Source organism: Leptospira noguchii serovar Panama str. CZ214, from assembly GCF_000306255.2.
In the GTDB taxonomy this organism is placed as follows: Bacteria; Spirochaetota; Leptospiria; order Leptospirales; family Leptospiraceae; genus Leptospira; species Leptospira noguchii.
Window position 1 is genome coordinate 25,531 of sequence record NZ_AKWY02000010.1, and the last position, 18,010, is coordinate 43,540.

Annotated in this window: 14 protein-coding genes; 4 read left to right on the top strand and 10 right to left on the bottom strand. The window is 34.6% G+C overall.

Annotated features, from left to right (window positions below; all coding sequences use genetic code 11):
• Window positions 1–1,076 precede the first annotated feature (1,076 nt).
• A complete protein-coding gene (locus tag LEP1GSC059_RS04095) occupies window positions 1,077–1,475 on the top strand; it encodes a SufE family protein (RefSeq protein WP_002177657.1) in 399 nt (132 codons plus the stop codon).
• 351 nt (window positions 1,476–1,826) lie between these two features.
• On the opposite strand, the gene LEP1GSC059_RS04100 is transcribed toward LEP1GSC059_RS04095, so the two are convergent.
• The 8 genes from LEP1GSC059_RS04100 to LEP1GSC059_RS04130 all read right to left on the bottom strand — a co-directional run bounded on the left by LEP1GSC059_RS04100 (window position 1,827) and on the right by LEP1GSC059_RS04130 (window position 8,084).
• Window positions 1,827–2,336, bottom strand: coding sequence for a DUF3592 domain-containing protein (locus tag LEP1GSC059_RS04100; RefSeq protein ID WP_020980374.1), 510 nt, complete (start codon window positions 2,334–2,336; stop codon window positions 1,827–1,829).
• Between the two features lie 480 nt (window positions 2,337–2,816).
• Window positions 2,817–3,179, bottom strand: a complete 363-nt coding sequence (locus tag LEP1GSC059_RS04105) for an MmcQ/YjbR family DNA-binding protein (protein ID WP_002245769.1) — start codon at window positions 3,177–3,179, stop codon at window positions 2,817–2,819.
• 3 nt (window positions 3,180–3,182) lie between these two features.
• Complete coding sequence (locus LEP1GSC059_RS04110) at window positions 3,183–3,746, bottom strand: TPM domain-containing protein (RefSeq protein WP_020980361.1); 564 nt, start codon at window positions 3,744–3,746, stop codon at window positions 3,183–3,185.
• A 15-nt stretch (window positions 3,747–3,761) separates the two neighbouring features.
• Window positions 3,762–4,955 carry a TPM domain-containing protein gene (locus LEP1GSC059_RS04115; protein WP_020980337.1) on the bottom strand — a complete coding sequence of 398 codons (1,194 nt, stop codon included), beginning with the start codon at window positions 4,953–4,955 and terminating at the stop codon, window positions 3,762–3,764.
• Between the two features lie 162 nt (window positions 4,956–5,117).
• Complete coding sequence (locus LEP1GSC059_RS04120) at window positions 5,118–5,720, bottom strand: LemA family protein (protein WP_017214470.1); 603 nt, start codon at window positions 5,718–5,720, stop codon at window positions 5,118–5,120.
• A gap of 64 nt (window positions 5,721–5,784) precedes the next feature.
• On the bottom strand, window positions 5,785–6,057 hold the full coding sequence (locus LEP1GSC059_RS04125; RefSeq protein WP_002245767.1) for a DUF736 family protein: 273 nt from the start codon (window positions 6,055–6,057) through the stop codon (window positions 5,785–5,787).
• A 50-nt stretch (window positions 6,058–6,107) separates the two neighbouring features.
• Complete coding sequence (locus LEP1GSC059_RS23565; RefSeq protein WP_002245774.1) at window positions 6,108–6,245, bottom strand: hypothetical protein; 138 nt, start codon at window positions 6,243–6,245, stop codon at window positions 6,108–6,110.
• A 468-nt stretch (window positions 6,246–6,713) separates the two neighbouring features.
• Entirely contained in the window at window positions 6,714–8,084 is a 1,371-nt protein-coding gene (locus tag LEP1GSC059_RS04130; RefSeq protein WP_002177648.1) for a DUF389 domain-containing protein, read from the bottom strand.
• Between the two features lie 153 nt (window positions 8,085–8,237).
• Here LEP1GSC059_RS04130 and LEP1GSC059_RS04135 point away from each other — a divergent pair, with 153 nt between their 5' ends.
• Both LEP1GSC059_RS04135 and LEP1GSC059_RS04140 read left to right on the top strand, forming a co-directional pair.
• A complete protein-coding gene (locus LEP1GSC059_RS04135) occupies window positions 8,238–11,063 on the top strand; it encodes an FtsK/SpoIIIE family DNA translocase (protein WP_017214472.1) in 2,826 nt (941 codons plus the stop codon).
• Window positions 11,064–12,286: 1,223 nt separating this feature from the next.
• On the top strand, window positions 12,287–12,910 hold the full coding sequence (locus tag LEP1GSC059_RS04140) for a class I SAM-dependent methyltransferase (protein ID WP_017214473.1): 624 nt from the start codon (window positions 12,287–12,289) through the stop codon (window positions 12,908–12,910).
• Window positions 12,911–13,729: 819 nt separating this feature from the next.
• On the opposite strand, the gene LEP1GSC059_RS04145 is transcribed toward LEP1GSC059_RS04140, so the two are convergent.
• On the bottom strand, window positions 13,730–14,686 hold the full coding sequence (locus tag LEP1GSC059_RS04145; protein WP_002177689.1) for a prolipoprotein diacylglyceryl transferase: 957 nt from the start codon (window positions 14,684–14,686) through the stop codon (window positions 13,730–13,732).
• A gap of 308 nt (window positions 14,687–14,994) precedes the next feature.
• Complete coding sequence (locus LEP1GSC059_RS04150) at window positions 14,995–16,011, bottom strand: M23 family metallopeptidase (RefSeq protein ID WP_002177688.1); 1,017 nt, start codon at window positions 16,009–16,011, stop codon at window positions 14,995–14,997.
• A gap of 53 nt (window positions 16,012–16,064) precedes the next feature.
• Between LEP1GSC059_RS04150 and pcnB the strand changes: the two genes are divergently transcribed.
• Window positions 16,065–17,528, top strand: coding sequence for a polynucleotide adenylyltransferase PcnB (pcnB, locus tag LEP1GSC059_RS04155; RefSeq protein WP_002177638.1), 1,464 nt, complete (start codon window positions 16,065–16,067; stop codon window positions 17,526–17,528).
• Window positions 17,529–18,010: the final 482 nt, after the last annotated feature.

Sequence of the window (18,010 nt, forward strand, 5' to 3'; positions counted from 1 at the left end):
CGCATTTGTGTTGTTTTTTAAATACCGCTATTTTTTTCCAAATTCGACCGTTAAGAACTTAGTATCATTTTCATACGTCCGAGTAGTAAGTCTCATTTGGCAATTTATCAACTTTTAAGCAGCTCTAATCTCGTTAAATTTTCGTAGTAGTCCCCACATTGGACGGTTTTTGGATAGACTCTTTCGCGATTGCAGATGAAGTTTTATGATATATAGTATTTTACTAATATTATAAATTATTTAATAAATTTTTCAGGGAGCGTATCCAAAATTTCTAGAGCAATATCGAATCTCCTAATTTAGAAAAACAATTGCGAATTTGAGTAACTTGTTGCCGTTTCGTTTGTAATTGCAGATAAATTGTATTTGTATTGGCTACTTTTAGAAAATTCACTTTTTGTATATTAGAGTTGTCGAAAAATTCCATAGTGACGATAGGCAAAGCTACTTCAATAGACTGTTTCTATGACACGGAAACTGATAGAGAATTAATTTTTCAACAACTCGATTGTGCCGACCTTAAGTAGATTTTTTCACTTTTACCGATTTCTATAAAATTGAACACAGTAAATTTTGATTACAAAATACTGTTTTAACTTAAAAAATAATAAAAGTCAGTTTAAAAATATATTATAATTATTTATTTTAGTAAAATATAAAGTATTTTGAGATAATATTTTGAGTATTTTATTATATGGTTCTGAATAAGGAATCTTATCTTAAAAGAAATAGAAAAACAGACAAACTAAAGTTGATACGATTAAAAATAACTATTTGAGATTTGTTGTTTTGTGAGACTTATATTTTTGGATAAAATTAAAATTTTAGAAAGATTAATCACTAATTAGATTTAAGTAATTTTGTAAGTGATCGATTTGTTTTGTTCCAGATATTTTCGTTTTGGATAACAGAGGATCATTGGAACGTTTCAAGTTTTAAAATTTCAGTATAAATTTTAAAATCTCATTTTCTATGATTGTGTTTTTATAAAATTACGATTCGAGCGTAATGTCTTGGATCACTTTGAGGTTTTTATGATTGCTTGTGTAAGAATTGAGTAAAAGTTGGAAAGAGATATGAACAGCATTGCGGAAGTTCAGAAAGAAATTATATCCGAATTTTCGGAATGTACAGATTGGCAAGAAAGGTATCAACTTCTAATTGAAATGGGGGATCAACTTGGATCGATTTCTGATTCTGAAAAAACCACAGAACGTTTAGTTCCAGGTTGTCAGTCTAGAGTTTGGATCGTATCTGAGGAAAAAGAAGGTAAGATAGAGTTTCAAGCAGATAGCGATTCGGCGATCACTCGCGGAATGATTGCTCTTCTGATTCGAGTATTTTCAGGACGCACACGGGATGAAATTAAAAATGCCTCTCTTGAATTTTTAAAAGAAATTGGTTTAGACAAACATCTTTCTATGTCCAGAAGAAATGGTCTTTATTCTATGGTAAATATTCTGAGAAACAGTTGATACCTATCGAACGAAATTTTGATTTTGAATCAAACCCGCTGACTTTTTGCATGAATGCAACTTTATTGATCCCTATAAAACTGAATAACTTTAAATGTTATGATAAAGCGTCGGTTAACGCGAGTTCGCTATCATCCAATGCGGGAGCAATTAATGCGAGAAATTCAGCAGAATGTTTTTTCAAATTCAGCGTCTCGCTTCTATAGGCGCTCGACAGATCGCGTTAAACTCAGCAGAACGCTCTCTATGGATCGCGTTCTATATTGAAACTAAAGACAAAATTTATATTATATTTCAGTTCAATACACAAGAATACTAAGATTCCTAATTCCATTTCGATAAACCCACTTTTTAGCCCCAGATTTTCCCGCCTATAAAACCGAATCCTATCAAAAGTGGCACAGAACTAAGGAATAAAAGCACAAAGGTTCGTCCCCAGGTATTTTGAAAATTGGCTATGAATCCTTGTTCTGGATTTGATGGCTTGTATAGAATATCTATATTATCTTTGATTTCCCATTTTTTGGAACCGCCGAGATCTTGAATGGTATATGTTTTTCCATCGGGAGTCGAAAAGCGAATAATCGGTATGTAACGAGTTACATAGTAATCGTCTAAATCGCTCTCGGTGCTAAGCTCATTTTTTTCGATATAATCAATGAGTGTACCTTTGGTTTCGACTGTTCCTTTCAGTTCATAGTATTGATGTATTCCTACGTATATCGTAACACCTAATCCGAAAATTCCTATAATTAAACAGCCGATGCCTATTCCCCATTCGAAATCTTTTAGTCTTCCGACTATGAACCCTACAATCGATCCGATAAAGATTCCAACGAAAAAAAATAAAACAACGGGCATAAATTTGTCCTCATTCAATGTAACGTCAGTTCTTCATAAAAAAAGTAGTAGTTTCTATATTTCGGAGCGCGTAAATATAGAGTTTGCACAAACTCTATATCAAAGGTTTGGTTCTGCGACATTTGCAAAGAAAATTATCTAATCAAATCTAGATCGAAAAAGTAATTTTAGAAATCCATTGAAAAAATTAGAATTTCATGAACAAAGTAACTAACGTGAGTTAGACGCCTGAAAAAAATTCTGGGCGCGCCCCTCGTAAAAATTTCCGGAATTTCAAAATTAAATAAAATCAACTCGGGTCAGGCTACTTCGGGCTACGCGTTGCTCCGGTCCGCAAGGAAAAAAATGTTAAGAATTTGCGGACCAAGCCCTTCGTATCCTTCGCGCGAAAACTCTAAAATGAAGTTTTGATCTTTTCAAAAGAATTTGAACTTTCTGAGAACGAATTCATGTTAATGTTAGTAAAAAAATCTAAGAAAGTTATTCTCCTTTCTTCAATTTTGCGGGAAGTTTATCCCAAACGAGTTGGTAGGAATTTTGGATTCTTTTTTGAAGTTCTTTTAATGAAAGTATTTTTAAATTTTCACATTGAACCCAGTCATATCTTGCTAAATAAGGCGCGGGTATAATTCCTTTTTTTTGAATTAAAAGTTCGGCGTCCTGTGGAGTACATTTAAAATTGATCGCAAAAGGATCTTCTGTCATGGTAACACAAAACATTTTGTTATGAACGGAAAATACTAAATCCTTTTCCCATTTAATATCTTCCGTCACAAAAGGAAGAGAAAGGCAGAACTTGCGCATTGGTTCAAAGATAGGGTTGTTCGTTTGGATCAGGATCATCGTTTATATTATTTCTGGTTTGTCCGATAATTCGTTTGGATTTTGTTCTTCAGAAGGAAAATGTTTTTGAAGAAGTAGTGTAAATTCTTCAATCGCAAAAAGAATACTTTCCAGATAATTTTCTGAACGAAATCCGGTCTGCATCCTCTGGCAAATTTCGTCTAACTTGTTTTGACCTATTTTTTTGTAAATTCCTCGATCTGCTAATAGTTCGATCTTACGGTCTATCAATTGAATATATATTAAAATTCCTGTATTTTCTTCCGTATCCCAAACTCTTTTTTGTGAAAATAATTCCTCGGCTCTTTGTTTTGTGGTAAGTCCTTTGATTATTTTGAAAATCGGAAGACTACTTTCTAAAATGACTTTGATTTCACCTTTATGAAGGATTTCCGATTTGGAAACCGCAGATTCTATTTTTTCTAAATCTTCTATACTAAAATATTTTTTGAAACGATGAGACTTGGGGTTATTTTGTGAAAAATAGAAAAAAGATAGAACGGATTCTAAGGTATGATTCCAAATTCTTAGAATTAATGTTTTTTTATTCTTATATTGATTTATCATAATATTAGATATTCTTTACCAACTTCCCGAAGCCCCTCCGCCTCCGGAACTGCCTCCTCCACCGCTCCAGGAACTTCCACCACCACTGTTTGAACTAGAGCTGCTACTTCCCCAGGAGCCGGAACTACTCCGTCCCGAACGCGAAGAATCGGAAGATGAAGTTGTGGCGCCGAACAAAATATAATCCCAAAAAGATTTCCGTCGTATTTTCTCTTTTAAATACCCCGTCATTGAAAAGAATAAGATCAATAGAATTAAAATACCAATTCCTAATATGATGGATTCCGATATGAGTCCTATAAAAAATAAGACTCCTATCAATCCAATTGTACCAAAGATTACCAATGAAATATATACGGAGACTATAATGTAATCCCAAAAAGATTTCCGCCGCATTTTCTTTTTTAGATATACTGTCATTGAAAAGCATAAGATCAATAAAATTAAAATACCAATTCCTAATATGATGGATTCCCATATGTATCCTATGAAAATCAAGATTCCTGCCATTCCAATTGTACCAAAGATCCCTATTGAAATAAGGATGCTAATTATAACAATGATCGACACAAAAGTCGGGAAGATATCAATTGAATATTCATTGATTACTTCAAAAAATTTTGGAATTTTATTTGTTTGTGATAATTCTTCCCCATTGATTTTGGCCATAGTCGCATCAATTCCGTCTGAAATTCCTTGAAAATAATTTCCTTCTCGAAATTTAGGAATCATAAATTCTTCTACGATTTTTTTTGCAGTTGCGTCGGGTATAATTCCTTCCAGTCCGTAGCCGACTTCTATTCTTGTTTTATGATCTTGGATAGCTACTACGATTAGTACTCCGTCATCGATTTCTTTACGACCTAATTTAGTTTTTTCGAATACGTTGACCGCGTATTCTTCTATAGTCCATTCACCAGTAGAACCTACGATCAGGACTGCGATTTGACTTCCTTTTTCCGTTTCAAATGAAATTAACCTATTTGTGAGCTGAGTCTTTTCTTTTTTTGTTAGAGTGGAAGTAATATCCGTGATCGGATTACGGAGAAGTGGAATGATTGGATCTTCTGCTTTCCATTGTTCTATGATAAAAATAGAATGTGGGTTTCCAATTTTTAAATGGATCCCGGCTGTACATACTAAAAGACATACAAAGAATAAAATTTTTATAGTTACCGATTGAATTATTTGAGTTTTTAAAAGATTCATTTTTTACGCTGTAATATTAAATTGAAATGAATTATCTAGATTCAATTTTGATGATATATTTATGAACCATTCTATTGGAGACAAAGCAAAATTTAAATTTTCTTATGTTTCAAAAAATAGAAAGTTAAAAAAAATTGAATGCTTCGATTATGTTCAATTATTTTAAAATTTAACTTCAGGCGGTTTAGAAATTTCTTTTTCGTTTTCTACACTAAAAGAAGGTTTGGTTTCAAATCCGAAAAACTTTGCTGTTAAATTATTTGGAAATTTTCGAATTGTAACGTTGTATTTTTGTACCGCATGAATATATCTGTTTCTAGCTACGGTAATTCTATTTTCAGTTCCTTCGAGTTGAGCTTGTAGATCTCTAAAATTTTCGTTGGATTTTAAGTCGGGATAATTTTCTGCAATTACAAGTAATCTAGAAAGTGCGGAAGTCATCTGTGTTTGTGCCTGTGAATATTTCCTAAAAAGTTCGGGGTTATTTAAGGTTTTTTCATCCACTTGAATGGAGCCTACTCCCGCTCTGGCTTTTGTTACTCCGGTTAATACTTTTTCTTCTTGGGCTGCATAACCTTTTACTGTGTTGATCAGATTTGGAATTAAATCGGATCTTCTCTGATATTGGTTGAGTATTTCCGCCCATGATGCATTGATCGCCTCATCTTCTTCTTGGATCGTATTATAACCGCAATTGGAAGAAGTCAAAAACACAAGAGTCAGAGTCGTTATCAAAAACAATTTGAAATCAATTTTAGTCTTCAAAAAATTCCTTTCTCCTAATCAGGATGGATTTTTTTATTTTTATGCCGAGAAGTAAATCGAATTTTTAAAACGGAAAATCTTCTTCTATATCCGTAAAATCGTTTCCGTCTGTTACCGTTACGACTGAACTTCCTTCTGACTTTTTTTCTAAATTCGGTTCTGAAAGACTGAGTGAAAGATAATTTTTTCCAGTTGCTGACTTACGGATCCATCCGGCGAGTCGATACGTTTTACCTTCGAGAAGCACCTTACCGGTGTAATCTGGTTGAGTTTCTTTTTCTTTGGTTGCGTTGCTGAAGAGACTTCCTTTTTTTTCTTTGAGTGTGTATTCTGCCATTTTTTTATCCTCCTATTGTTTGAGTCTGGATTGGAATACGACCTAAGTTTTTAGGCCGCTTCTGGTTGGTTTGGAAATTTTTCTTTTTCTAAGGCTCTTTTACGGATTTCTTCGATCAGTTGATCGGCGAGTATTTCCGCGATGATTTCAATTCTTTCGTTCATCCATTCTGTAGTTATGGTTTGCATATTGTTTACCTCTCAATCTGAGTTTTAGAATACTGCTTACCCCGGACAAAAAATATGAGTGAGAGAATTTTTTTTGAGTAATGTGAACTCGGCGTAAAAAAATGAGAAAGAATTTTCTAAAAGTATGAGTTCTCACAATTTTAAAATTTGTTTGTAAAATCGTGATTTGAGGTAGTTCCCACAGATTTTATTGCTGAAAAGCTCCTGTAAGAGTTCCCACATTCTAAGATTTTGAAGTAGATTTTGGAATATAGTGCGAACAAGTTCGGAAATTTTTTGAAATTTTAAAATTAGGTCGTAAGACCGGTAGATTATTATTGATCGCTCAAGTAGCGTTATTCTATGGATCACTGCGTTTGATTTGAATTATAGCCTATAACACAAAACTTCCAACGTGGGAACTCATACTTTTTTTTGAGTTCAAGAAATTCTAACTCCAACGTGGGAACTACCGCAGATTTTTTCGAATTAAAGATCCAAAACTTGCAAATTTTCCAAACCCAATCTGAGTTTTAAAAAAAGTTCCAATCGTTTTCTTTCAACACTTCCAACCTGATGTTTCCATTTAACTAGAACCGTTACTTCTTTAGAAGAAGAAAAATCTTGAACGTTTTGGACTAAAAAATCTCCCAAGGAAAACGAATCAACAGAAGGAAATAAAATATTGATCTCCTTGGCAACGGATTGCGCCAGATGGTCTTTATCTTTTAAAATCCTAAGTTCGTTTTCTAAAAGATGAATTTTTTCTTCCTGAATTTTAGAACCGGCTTCGTTTTGGAAAGAAAAACCTGACTGTTGATTCAATTGAGAACTATCTTTATAGGATTGAATGACTTTTAATTCTGTACCTTCCAAACCGTATTTAGGAAGAATTGTTTTCAATTGGGAAAGAACGTCTTCGGACAAGGTTTCTCCGATCATAGTGATTTCTATTTTTTTTTCACCACCTTTCCTGATAATATTAGCAGATAGAATTTTACTTTTTTCGAATGTGAATTGATTTTCGAGATAACTTTTAGCATTCCTTTTGAAAGCAGAATCAACTACTATGTCATAGGCGAAGTAAATACTAGGAAGAATCAAACATACAGACAACAAGTACACATAACGGTAAATCCTTTTATCAACTGCCGGGTCTGTATAAACGGTGCGCTGAAATTTCAGATAACGTACAAAAATCAAAGTACTGATACCTATAAAGACGCTGTTGATCAAATAGAGATAAAAAGCGCCTAAGAAAAATTTAAAATTCCAATTGGCCAAACCGTAACCAGCGGTACAAAGAGGTGGCATCAAGGCGGTTGCAATCGCCACTCCTGGAATTGCGTTTGAGATTTTATCCTTTCTGGAACCGGCAACAATTCCAGTGGCTCCGCCGATAAAAGCGATTAACACGTCGTAGATGGTCGGAGAGGTTCTGGCCATAAGTTCCGATTGAGCGTCTGAAAGAGGTGAAATCAAAAAGTAAAGTGCAGACGTAAAAAGACTTAAAAATGTCATCACAGCGAGATTACGAAGTGATTTTTTTAAAAGTTCGAAATCATAAATTCCTAAGGCAAGCCCCGCACCCATGATCGGACCCATCAAGGGGGAAATAAGCATGGCTCCAATGATTACAGCTGTGGAATTGATATTGAGACCTATAGAAGCGATAAAGATCGCAAAAATCAAAGTCCATAAAGCGGAACCCGAAAAATTGACACCTCGTTTAATCGATTCTATGGTTCCTGACTCGTCCGTATCGTTTCTGATATGAAACAAAGGATTTATAAATTCGAACAAAGGCCCCAATAAATCCCAAAAGTTAGGTTGTGGATTACTAGAAGTTTTTTTTTGCATAGAATTTTTCTCCTATAAAACTGACGAAAACATCTGACAGATGTTATATCTTATCTTGATTCCGCACAAGATTTTTTAGAATGGAATCTACAAAGTCCAAACTCAAAAATTAAGTCTCTTTTCTTTTTTTAGCCGTGTTCCGATAGTAAAAACATGGAATCTAAATCCAAAGAATTTAAACCAACCTGGAATTTGCAAAGCGGAAAGATGATTCTTCCATACCTACTTCTTTTTGCGGGGATTATATTAACTCTTTCTTTGGGTTCTTTCGACGCTGGGGAACAAGGTGTAGAATATAATTTTTTTGGAAGGCTTGGGTATTATATTTCTTATGGAATGTTTTTTATGTTTGGGGCTGCGTCGTTTTTGCCCGGACTTTTTACAATCGGTTTAGGATCTCTTCGACTTGCCAAAGAAGGATTTGAACTTACCAACAGACTATTTTCTATTCCGGTTTTCTTATTATGTTATACGGTAACTCTTCAAGTAACGGGGCACGTTTCAACGATTCCATTTGCTTCTCAGGGAGGTTTTATAGGACAATTATTATCTTCTGGTTTAGAATTTGTATTTGGCTCCACCGGAAAGATTTTAATTCATTTAGTATTTTATTTTTACGGTTTAATACTATTGTTAAACGAATCCCCGCTTCATTTTATTGGAAGAGCACTCGGAACCGCCGGGGCAAAGTATAAAGAAGGATTTATATCTGGATTTGGAAAACGGGGAGAAGGTTTAGGTTCACTTTTTCAATCTGCGGTGGAAAAATTTCAAAGAAAAGAATCGGTTCCACCTTGGATTTCCACGAACACAAATGATTTGAGCGGTTTACAAACCGAATCATTTGGACGAAATTTCGGAAACAAACAACCTTCCAATTTGCAAAACGTGCTTCATTCTACCTTTGGAAAAGAAGGTAAACTTTCCGATTTTTTGTCTCAGGTGGATAAAAGTTCTTTAGAAACTCAAACTCCAAAAACGTCTAGGATTCGATTTCAAAATCACGGAGCCTTTACCGGGAATTTTGAGAAACAAGGAAAGGTATTTCGTTTTGAATCGGTATCTTCTTCTCTTTCTGAAAAAATTAAAGAAGAAAAAAACTTTCAAAAAACTCCTTCTCGTTGGGAGATTATAGACTTTAGAACTTCTAGTTTTTCTAATATTATTTCTGAAAAAGAATCCTCTATTACATTGGTCGTTCCTGCTGAATTGGAAATAAAAAAAGAACGGAATCAGACGGATCTTATATTACAATCGGAAGAATTACCGGATAAATTTTTGTTCGAAGAAAAAGAAAGGATTGAACAAGCGGTTTCTGAACTGGGAGAAGAATTATACGAGAAAGAAGATACGAATATTGAAGAGAACCTTCCAGAAGAAGAAACTTTAAATTCTGAAACTTCTACCGAAAAAAATATTTCTGAAGATCCTAAAACTTCTACGATTTCAAATTTCCAAGAAGTTTCCCCAAGTCCTATTTCTAATTCTTCCGTACTTTCTTCGGAAAAAACAGAAGAGAAGTTTGAGCCTGGTTTACCTTTTCCTCCGGCTACATTGGTTCCAGAAGTAAAATCAAAACGTTCTATCTATCACGTTCCTCTTAAAAGTTTAAAAACGACTACTACAAAAATTCAAGATCCTTTGTTTAAAATTGAAGCAGACAAAGTAGCTCGTAAGATAGAAGAGATCATTCGTCAGTATGGTTATGAATCCCAAGTTGTTTCTATGGAAAGGGGACCAATCATTACTCGTTATGAACTTACTCCTCCCTTAGGAGTTAAACTCGGTAGGATTACTTCTCTTTCGGATGAACTTCGTTTGTATCTAGCGGTAAAAAATATTCGGATCGTAGCGCCAATTCCAGGTAAGTCTACAATCGGAATCGAGGTTCCTAATAGTATCAGAGAAGATGTATTTCTAGGAGATATTCTTCATCAAAACTTAAGTCTTCGTCCTAAAAAAGATTTATCCATTTTAATCGGAAAAGATATATCCGGTAAGTTAGTCGGAATCGATTTGAATAAACTTCCTCATTTGCTCGTCGCGGGAACTACAGGTTCCGGTAAATCGGTTTGTTTGAATTCTATGATTTCTTCTTTGGTGGTTCATCTTTCTCCCGAAGAAGTTCGTTTTATCATGATCGATCCTAAAATGGTGGAACTCACGTTATACGAAGACATTCCTCATCTTTTGATGCCGGTTATCACTGATCCTAAAAAAGCGACTCGCGCATTGGCTTGGGCCATTCAGGAAATGGAAGCAAGGTATCATTCCGTTTCCAAACTCAAGTGTAGAGATTTTAAAACGTATAACGAAAAAGTAGAACAGGGCGCACACAGAGACGGATATAAAAAGATGCCTTATATAGTCATTTTTATAGATGAGCTTGCAGATTTGATGATGGTTTCTGGTAAGGATCTAGAAGACGCGATCACTCGGATTACTCAAAAATCAAGAGCGGTAGGAATCCATCTGATTATGGCAACACAACGTCCTTCCGTGGATGTGATTACAGGTTTGATCAAAGCGAACTGCCCCGCTCGTATGGCTTTTCACGTGGCTCAAAAAACGGATTCAAAAATTATATTGGATCAAAACGGAGCAGAATCTCTATTAGGAAAAGGTGATTTTCTATATAAGTCTCCGACGGCAGCAGATCTAATTCGAATTCAGTCTCCTTACGTATCGGAAGAAGAGATCGAAAAAATTGTAGAAGAAGCGCGTAAGTTCGGTAAACCATCTTATGTGGATTTTGATTTGGATGAAGAAATCGAGAATTCGGCAGTGGATGAAGGAGACGAGGAGCTTTTTGAACAGGCTTGGGAAATCGTTAGAACCGATCGAAAGGCTTCCGCGAGTTATTTACAAAGAAGAATGAGAATCGGTTATAATAAAGCGGCGCGTTTGATGGAATTGATGGAAGAAAGAGGTTACGTCAGTTCTCAGATTGGATCAAAAGGAAGAGAAATATTAAAATAACTTGATATTCTGAAAAAGATCAAGGTAAGTCGCTTAGCGTTTTATTGTTCTAAAATTGCTTTTGTTCAAAATGAATGTTGTTTTCTGAATCTAACAAACAAACCCTATCAATCGTAATATAACATGAGCAGGATCCATGATTCTGAAAAAAGTTGAAATCTGAACTTTACAGATCGATTCTTTAAATGTGGGAACTCACACTCATTTCCATTTAGAATTTAGATGATTCTCGCTGTCCTGAGTTTGAGAAATCACATAGATTATCCAAAACAATCTTAGAACGTGGGAACTATTACAAAAATCAAATTCTAAAAAAGATAAACGGTTTCTAAGCGACGCAATTTGTGGGAGTTCCTACAATTTATAAAATAGAAGTTTATAATAATTGAATCTCAAGTGTGGGAACTATTACAAAACTTATGTTTATCTGTAAAATTATGTGGGAACTCTCACAAATCACGATTTTTACAGACAATTCCTAAAATTGTGGGAACTCATACTTATAGAAAATTTTTACTCGCGTCGAACTCACGTTAAAATGGGATTTAAATTTTGATGTTGATCGTAAAACAGCGGTTTTGTGCAAAAATCGGATGGACGACGATTCTTTTATAGTAGTTCCCACAATTTTCAAAGTTTAACTGGTAAAACCACGATTTGTGAGAGTTCCCACAGGTTAAGTCGCATTACAAATTTTTAAACATCTATTTTTTTACGAAAAAATTGACATAGGATAAAACCGGGGCGAATCCGGCTTGCCACAGGCAGCCGGACCGGGCTCTTACTCCGTTCAAGTTATTGTGAAATTTCAGAACCAGATTTAGTTTTTATAAAATACTAATAACGCGACCTGTCGAGCGACCTAAAACGCTTTCGTAAAAAGCGTTTTGCTTTAGTTCATTCATCGATCCCTTTCGCGTTGACTCACGTTACTCATAACTATATAATAAAGTACCTAATATTTTACATAGAATCAGCGTTTTGTGATAAACATTTAGATATTCAATTTTATAGAGATGGGTTAGAGACTATTTCAAAAATATTTTATTTTTGCTTAAAATGCCGAATTCTAAGATAGTTTGTAGTTATATTAAACTTACGTTAAAATAGTCTCAGTAAAATTCTATAAAGTCTAAAAAAAATTGTCCAATTTAAATCGCTGTTTGGAAAAGATCGTCTAAATAAAAATTCAATTTTAATTATATTATGGGTATAACAAAACTATGAGCGATCCTTGGACAGACAGATGGAACGAAAGATACAGTAAAGACGAGTTTGCTTTTGGCGAACAACCAAATGAATATTTAAAAGAACAATTAGAAAAACTAGAAGTAGGAAAGATACTTTTTCCAGCAGAAGGTGAGGGGCGCAACGCAGTTTTTGCGGCAAAGCTTGGTTGGAACGTTTCCGCTTTTGACATCAGTATAGAAGGAAAAAAGAAAGCGTTTCGACTTGCAGAAGCAAATCAAGTAAAAGTGGATTATCAAGTTGGTGAATTACAAACATTAGATTATCATTTTGAACAATTTGATGCGATTGCACTTATTTATGCACATTTTCCTGCAGACATTAAATCATTCTATCATAAGACTTTGAATCAATATTTACGGAAAGATGGATTTATAATCTTTGAGGCGTTTAGCAAAAAACACATAGACTACGTTTTGAAAAACGAAAAGATAGGTGGTCCCAGAGAAATAGATATGTTGTTTTCTATTGAAGAAATAAAATCTGATTTTGTGAACTATAAAATATTAGAATTAGAAGAAGTAGAAATAGAATTAAAAGAAGGTTTGTTTCATAATGGAAAGGGTTCCGTAATTCGATTTGTAGGACAAAAAAGATAAAATCTAATTTTGTAATTATTGGTCAATTGAAGATTTATTATATATAAATTTTCTTTTATTGATCGAATTTTAGTTTTTTAAATCAATAAAATTGAATGTAAATTTTGTAAAAATTTTTACCGGATAATCGATTGGTTCTTGTATACATTCTTGTCGGTAAAATTTAAACACGGCTGTTGGATCTGAACTTTATGGATCAATTCCTAAAATGTGGGAACTCATACAAAAGATAAATATTTAAAAATTTGTAATGCGATTTAATTTGTGGAAACTACTGCAAATCGCGATTTTACGAACCAATTCTAAAATTGTAGAAGCTCACATTGAAACAGTCCTATCTGGCAGTTTGTAAATTTTCCAGTAGTTCCTTCGTTATCAAAATTTTGTGAGTCCCTAAGTTTTGAGACAAACTTTTAAAATATTAAAGAATAGAATTGTTGAAAAATGAGTTCTCCATCTACTTCTGTTTTATGGAAACGGTCGATTGAAACAGTTTTGTTAATCGCCCTTATGGAATTTTTCAACAATTCTATTGATCTTGAATCTAAATTTAGAATAACTTGAATTAATGCGAAAGGGATCGATGCGGGGGAACTCAGTGGGTCGCTCTCTGAACTCAATGCATCGCTCCCTATGGGTCGCTCTGCAGGTGTTGCGTTCTAAATTTAAGATGATAAGTCGTATAACGTTCCTATATACAATTTATTGACCACAGCTGAGTCCGGTCCGGCTGCTTATGGCAGCCGGACTCGCTCAAGTTTTCTTACGCTCTGCTCACGTTAGAATATTCTAAATTTATAATGTTTTAAATAAAAATTTTTAAACGTTAGATGTATTTTCTTTTTTCCAGAGTTTCCATTTTATGATAAAAAATGCACCTACTAAAATGATTGCAATAGAAACTAATTGGGATTGAGAAAAACCGTGCCAGTAATACTGAGTTAGAAACGCAGGATTTTGTTCTACGTTTGGAATATTTACGAGCGAGGGAGGGGTCGTCAAAGGAAATACCGCCTTATTAACTCTTAAAAATTCAACCATCAATCTTGCGAAACCATGTAAGATCAAATATTGGGCCCCAATAGAAAATTTTTTAAAGTTCTGATTTCTCGCCCAAAACTGAAAATAAAAGAAAAATAAAAAAGAAACGATCGATTCGATCAATGGAGTGTTCCAAACGGGCACACCGGAAGGATGAGCTCCGTGATAATCAAAAACTAAAAGTGGAATTTTGATGTCAGTTGCAAAACCATAACATCCATCACCAGAAACCCAACAACCCAATCTACCAATCGCGTAACCGATCGCCATACTTGGAACCGCAGCGTCTAAGTAAGATGGAATGTCTAGTTTGAAGTATTTCATGTAAAGAGTGATAAAAAGAATTCCGAATAAAAATCCTCCATAAAATACGAGCCCGCTTCCTGAAAACAAATTGTCCCAAAAAGACATTCTTCCCGGAAAACCATACCAATGAGTGAGTGGATAAATATATTTTCCGTCAAAACCGGGTGTTTCTATAAAGATTTGATCCCAAATTTCAAAGATAAAAAAGATTTTAGCCCCTACTAAAGTACCTAAAATTCCTAAAAGGAGCAACCAATCGGAATGTTCCGGTTCTAACTTTCTACGTTTTAGTTCTTTAGGAAGAAGATAAGATGCAGTTAAAAAACCGATCATCATTAGGATGCTGAATGTGGACGGTCCGTCCCATTCTCTATTGAATAAGAATTTGAATAAAGGATTGAGAAACGGTACTGGAATTCTATCGATCATAGTGTAACCAATACCTTTGATTGCTGGAATGGATCAATCCATTATCCTTTTTTGAATACAATAGATGATAAATTCAAATCAGAAAATTCAGATGGTTTATTTGATTTCAAGGTGTGAGTTCCCACATTTATAGAAAGATTGGAATTGAATCTTATCTGAAACTGATTTCCCCAGTAAAAATGAACCTGAGTTTTTTGTTCTAAAAAAGTAAACTGTGGGAACTCTCACAAGTTGAGATTTAACAGTCAAACTTTGAACTGTGGGAACTCTCACGATCTTGTCTTCTAAAGTTTACCTACTGAGAAAACTTATTCTATATTGATAAATTCGGCAGGATCTAAAGGAGGGTCTTGACCGATATGAACCTCGTAATGAACATGTGGACCAGTGGCCTTACCGGTGGAACCAACGAGACCGATCAGATCTCCTCGTTTTACGATTTGATTTTTTTCTACCAGAATCTGAGAACAGTGACCGTAAACCGTAAAAATACCATTTAAGTGATTGATTTTAATATTTTTACCTAAACCACCCGAAGACTGCCCGGACTCGACTACGATTCCGGGCGCAGTCGCATAAATAGGAGTTCCTTCCGCAGATGCAAAATCTACTCCGGAATGATGTTCGCCTAATATAACTAAGCCGAATGGATCTACCCTACCACCAAACGTAGAAGAGACGAAACCGACTCCAGGTTTGAGAGGTCGACCTCTTGGAAGAGCGTAGAGAATTGATTCTCTTTCTTCGAGATAGTCGAATGCGTTTTCAAACGCCTGACGAATCCGAAATAGTTCAATATTCTGAACCGCAAAACCTTCTACCGTATTTTTATAAAGTTCTAGATTGGTTTCCGAATCGGGGATTTCCTTTTTAAGATGAAACTCCGGTATAACTTCATACGTCAGAATTCTTTTCCAAGGAACCTCGTCCCAAGCCACAAGATTGAGTTGTTCGGTTTTTCTTTCTAAGCCGCGGATTTCCTTTTTAGCATCTTGAAGAAGCATATCGTAGTAAAGATATTGGCTGACGTTCTCGTCGCTTTTTTGAAACAGGTCTTGATCGGGGCGGTAGAAAAAATTCAAATAAGAAAGAAATAGGAATGCTAAGATTAGAATGAGTCCTGAAAGAATTCCGAGGAACCAAGCCATAAAAACGTTAAGTTCGATAGTAATCACATTTTCGTGACTATGAGGAACGAGTAAAAAAGAGATCTTCTTAGAACCAGATTCTTTAAATTTCCGAAATCTATTTTTGAATTTGAGAATTTTGACTTGCAGACGTTCAGAATGGGTCAATTTGAGATCATACTTTGCCGGACTTATCATAGATTTTTACTTGCAGGTAGGGAGATCAAAGGGATTATAGACCCATTCTTTATATGAAATTCCTGTCCAATCTGTTCAAGAAAAAAATAGGATCAGTTGAGGATATTCTCTCCCACCCGGACGGTAAACGTTATTATCGGGATGCTCATCTGATCCGTAAAAATATGATAGATGAGGACGCGGTCAAAATCATCCATAGGCTGAATAAATTCGGTTTTAAGGCTTATATCGTTGGAGGTGGAGTGCGGGATCTTCTTCTGGGAAGAAAACCGAAAGACTTTGACGTTGTCACTAACGCGACTCCAAACCAGATCAAAAAGATTTTCAATAATTGTAGAATCATCGGAAGAAGATTCAAAATTGTGCATATACTTTTCCGCGGAAAAGTAATAGAAGTCAGTACCTTTCGTTCCTTGCCCGATTACAGATTGGGAAAAGCGGTAGAGGATCAAGATTATCTCATCAAGAGGGATAATAAATTTGGAACACCTCAGGAAGATGCGGCTCGTAGAGACTTTACAATTAATTCTTTATATTATGACGTAAGAAATGACTCCATCATAGATTATGTGGGCGGCTTTGAGGATATTCGAAATAAGGTATTAAGAGTGATCGGAGATCCGGATATTTCTTTTCGAGAAGATCCTGTGAGGATGTTACGCGCGGTCAAGTTTGCTGAAATTTTAGGACTTAATATTGAAAAGATAACCGCCAAGGCAATCCGTAAACATAAGGCAGAATTAGAAAAAGCTTCTAGTTCTAGAATGTTGGAAGAATACAATAAGATTTTCCGGACTTGGAAAACTTCCTTGATCTTTCAAGGAATGGCGGAACACGGAATTTTAGAAATTCTTTTTAAAGAAGCCTTTGATAAGGAAAGAAAAAAGAATTCCAGCTTTGGTGAAAAATTTTTAGAGACTAATATTGGAAAACGACTTGCGATTGCAGATAAGTTACTGACTGAGAGAGAGGAGATGACTCCTCATATATTTTATGCTTTGATTTTTTCAGATCTTGTTTCGGAAGCATTACAAAAAGAGAATATGCATTTGGTTCCAGCAATCAAAAACAGTTTGGAACCGATTTTCAAACGACTGGAAACTCCTAAAAAAGATAAAGATCGTTTAATTAAGATTTTTGCAAGTCAACAGAGATTTTTAAGTACAGAAGACGAAAAGTCTTCTCAGAATAATTTCTTTCGGATGAAAGATTATTTTTACGATGCATTTATGGTATTTAAAATTGGAGCGATTGCAGAAAACGATGAAAAGGCGATTCAGAGCGCGTTTTTCTGGGAAATTTCTGTGAGAAAAAGACCAACTCCCGTAAAAAAATTTAACGGAACTCGCCCCAATAAAAATAGGAATCGAAATTTTCAAAAAAATCGAGAAGAAGATCGTTCCAATCGTAGGGAAGACATTCAAAATTTTTCCGAATCAGAAAAACAAAATCGCAAAAATCAAAAGGAAAATTCTCAAGAAGATTTTCCTTCTGAAAATCCAGGAAATGAATTTTAGTTTACTTTTATAAACTAAAATTGCTGAGTTACTTCGAGCGACCGTAGAAGTTCAGTGAATGTCTTTTAAAAACTCAACACATTGTTGTACGCTGTTACAAAGTAGGGGCAGTTTTACAAAACTGTGGGAACTTTTACAGAAATTATAATAACAAAAGAATTCTAAAAAACTATAAATCATATAATACGATGATTTTTGTGGGAACTACACATTTTACTCAAATGATTCATTCTAAGTTTTTGGGGACTGACTCAAAATAAATAGTTTTTTCATTTTTAAGGTGGTCGTAAAACCGCCATTTTATGCAAAAAATTTGATTGGGACGACGTTTTTTGGAAATTTTATATAGATTCTCTTTAGTCATTGAGCCTAAGTTAGGTTATTCATAAAATTTGTTTCAACAGTTGTAAAACACCAACGACAAATTCAAATGTAGTAAATTCCCATTACATTTTTTAACATGAAGTTTGGTAGAACCAATA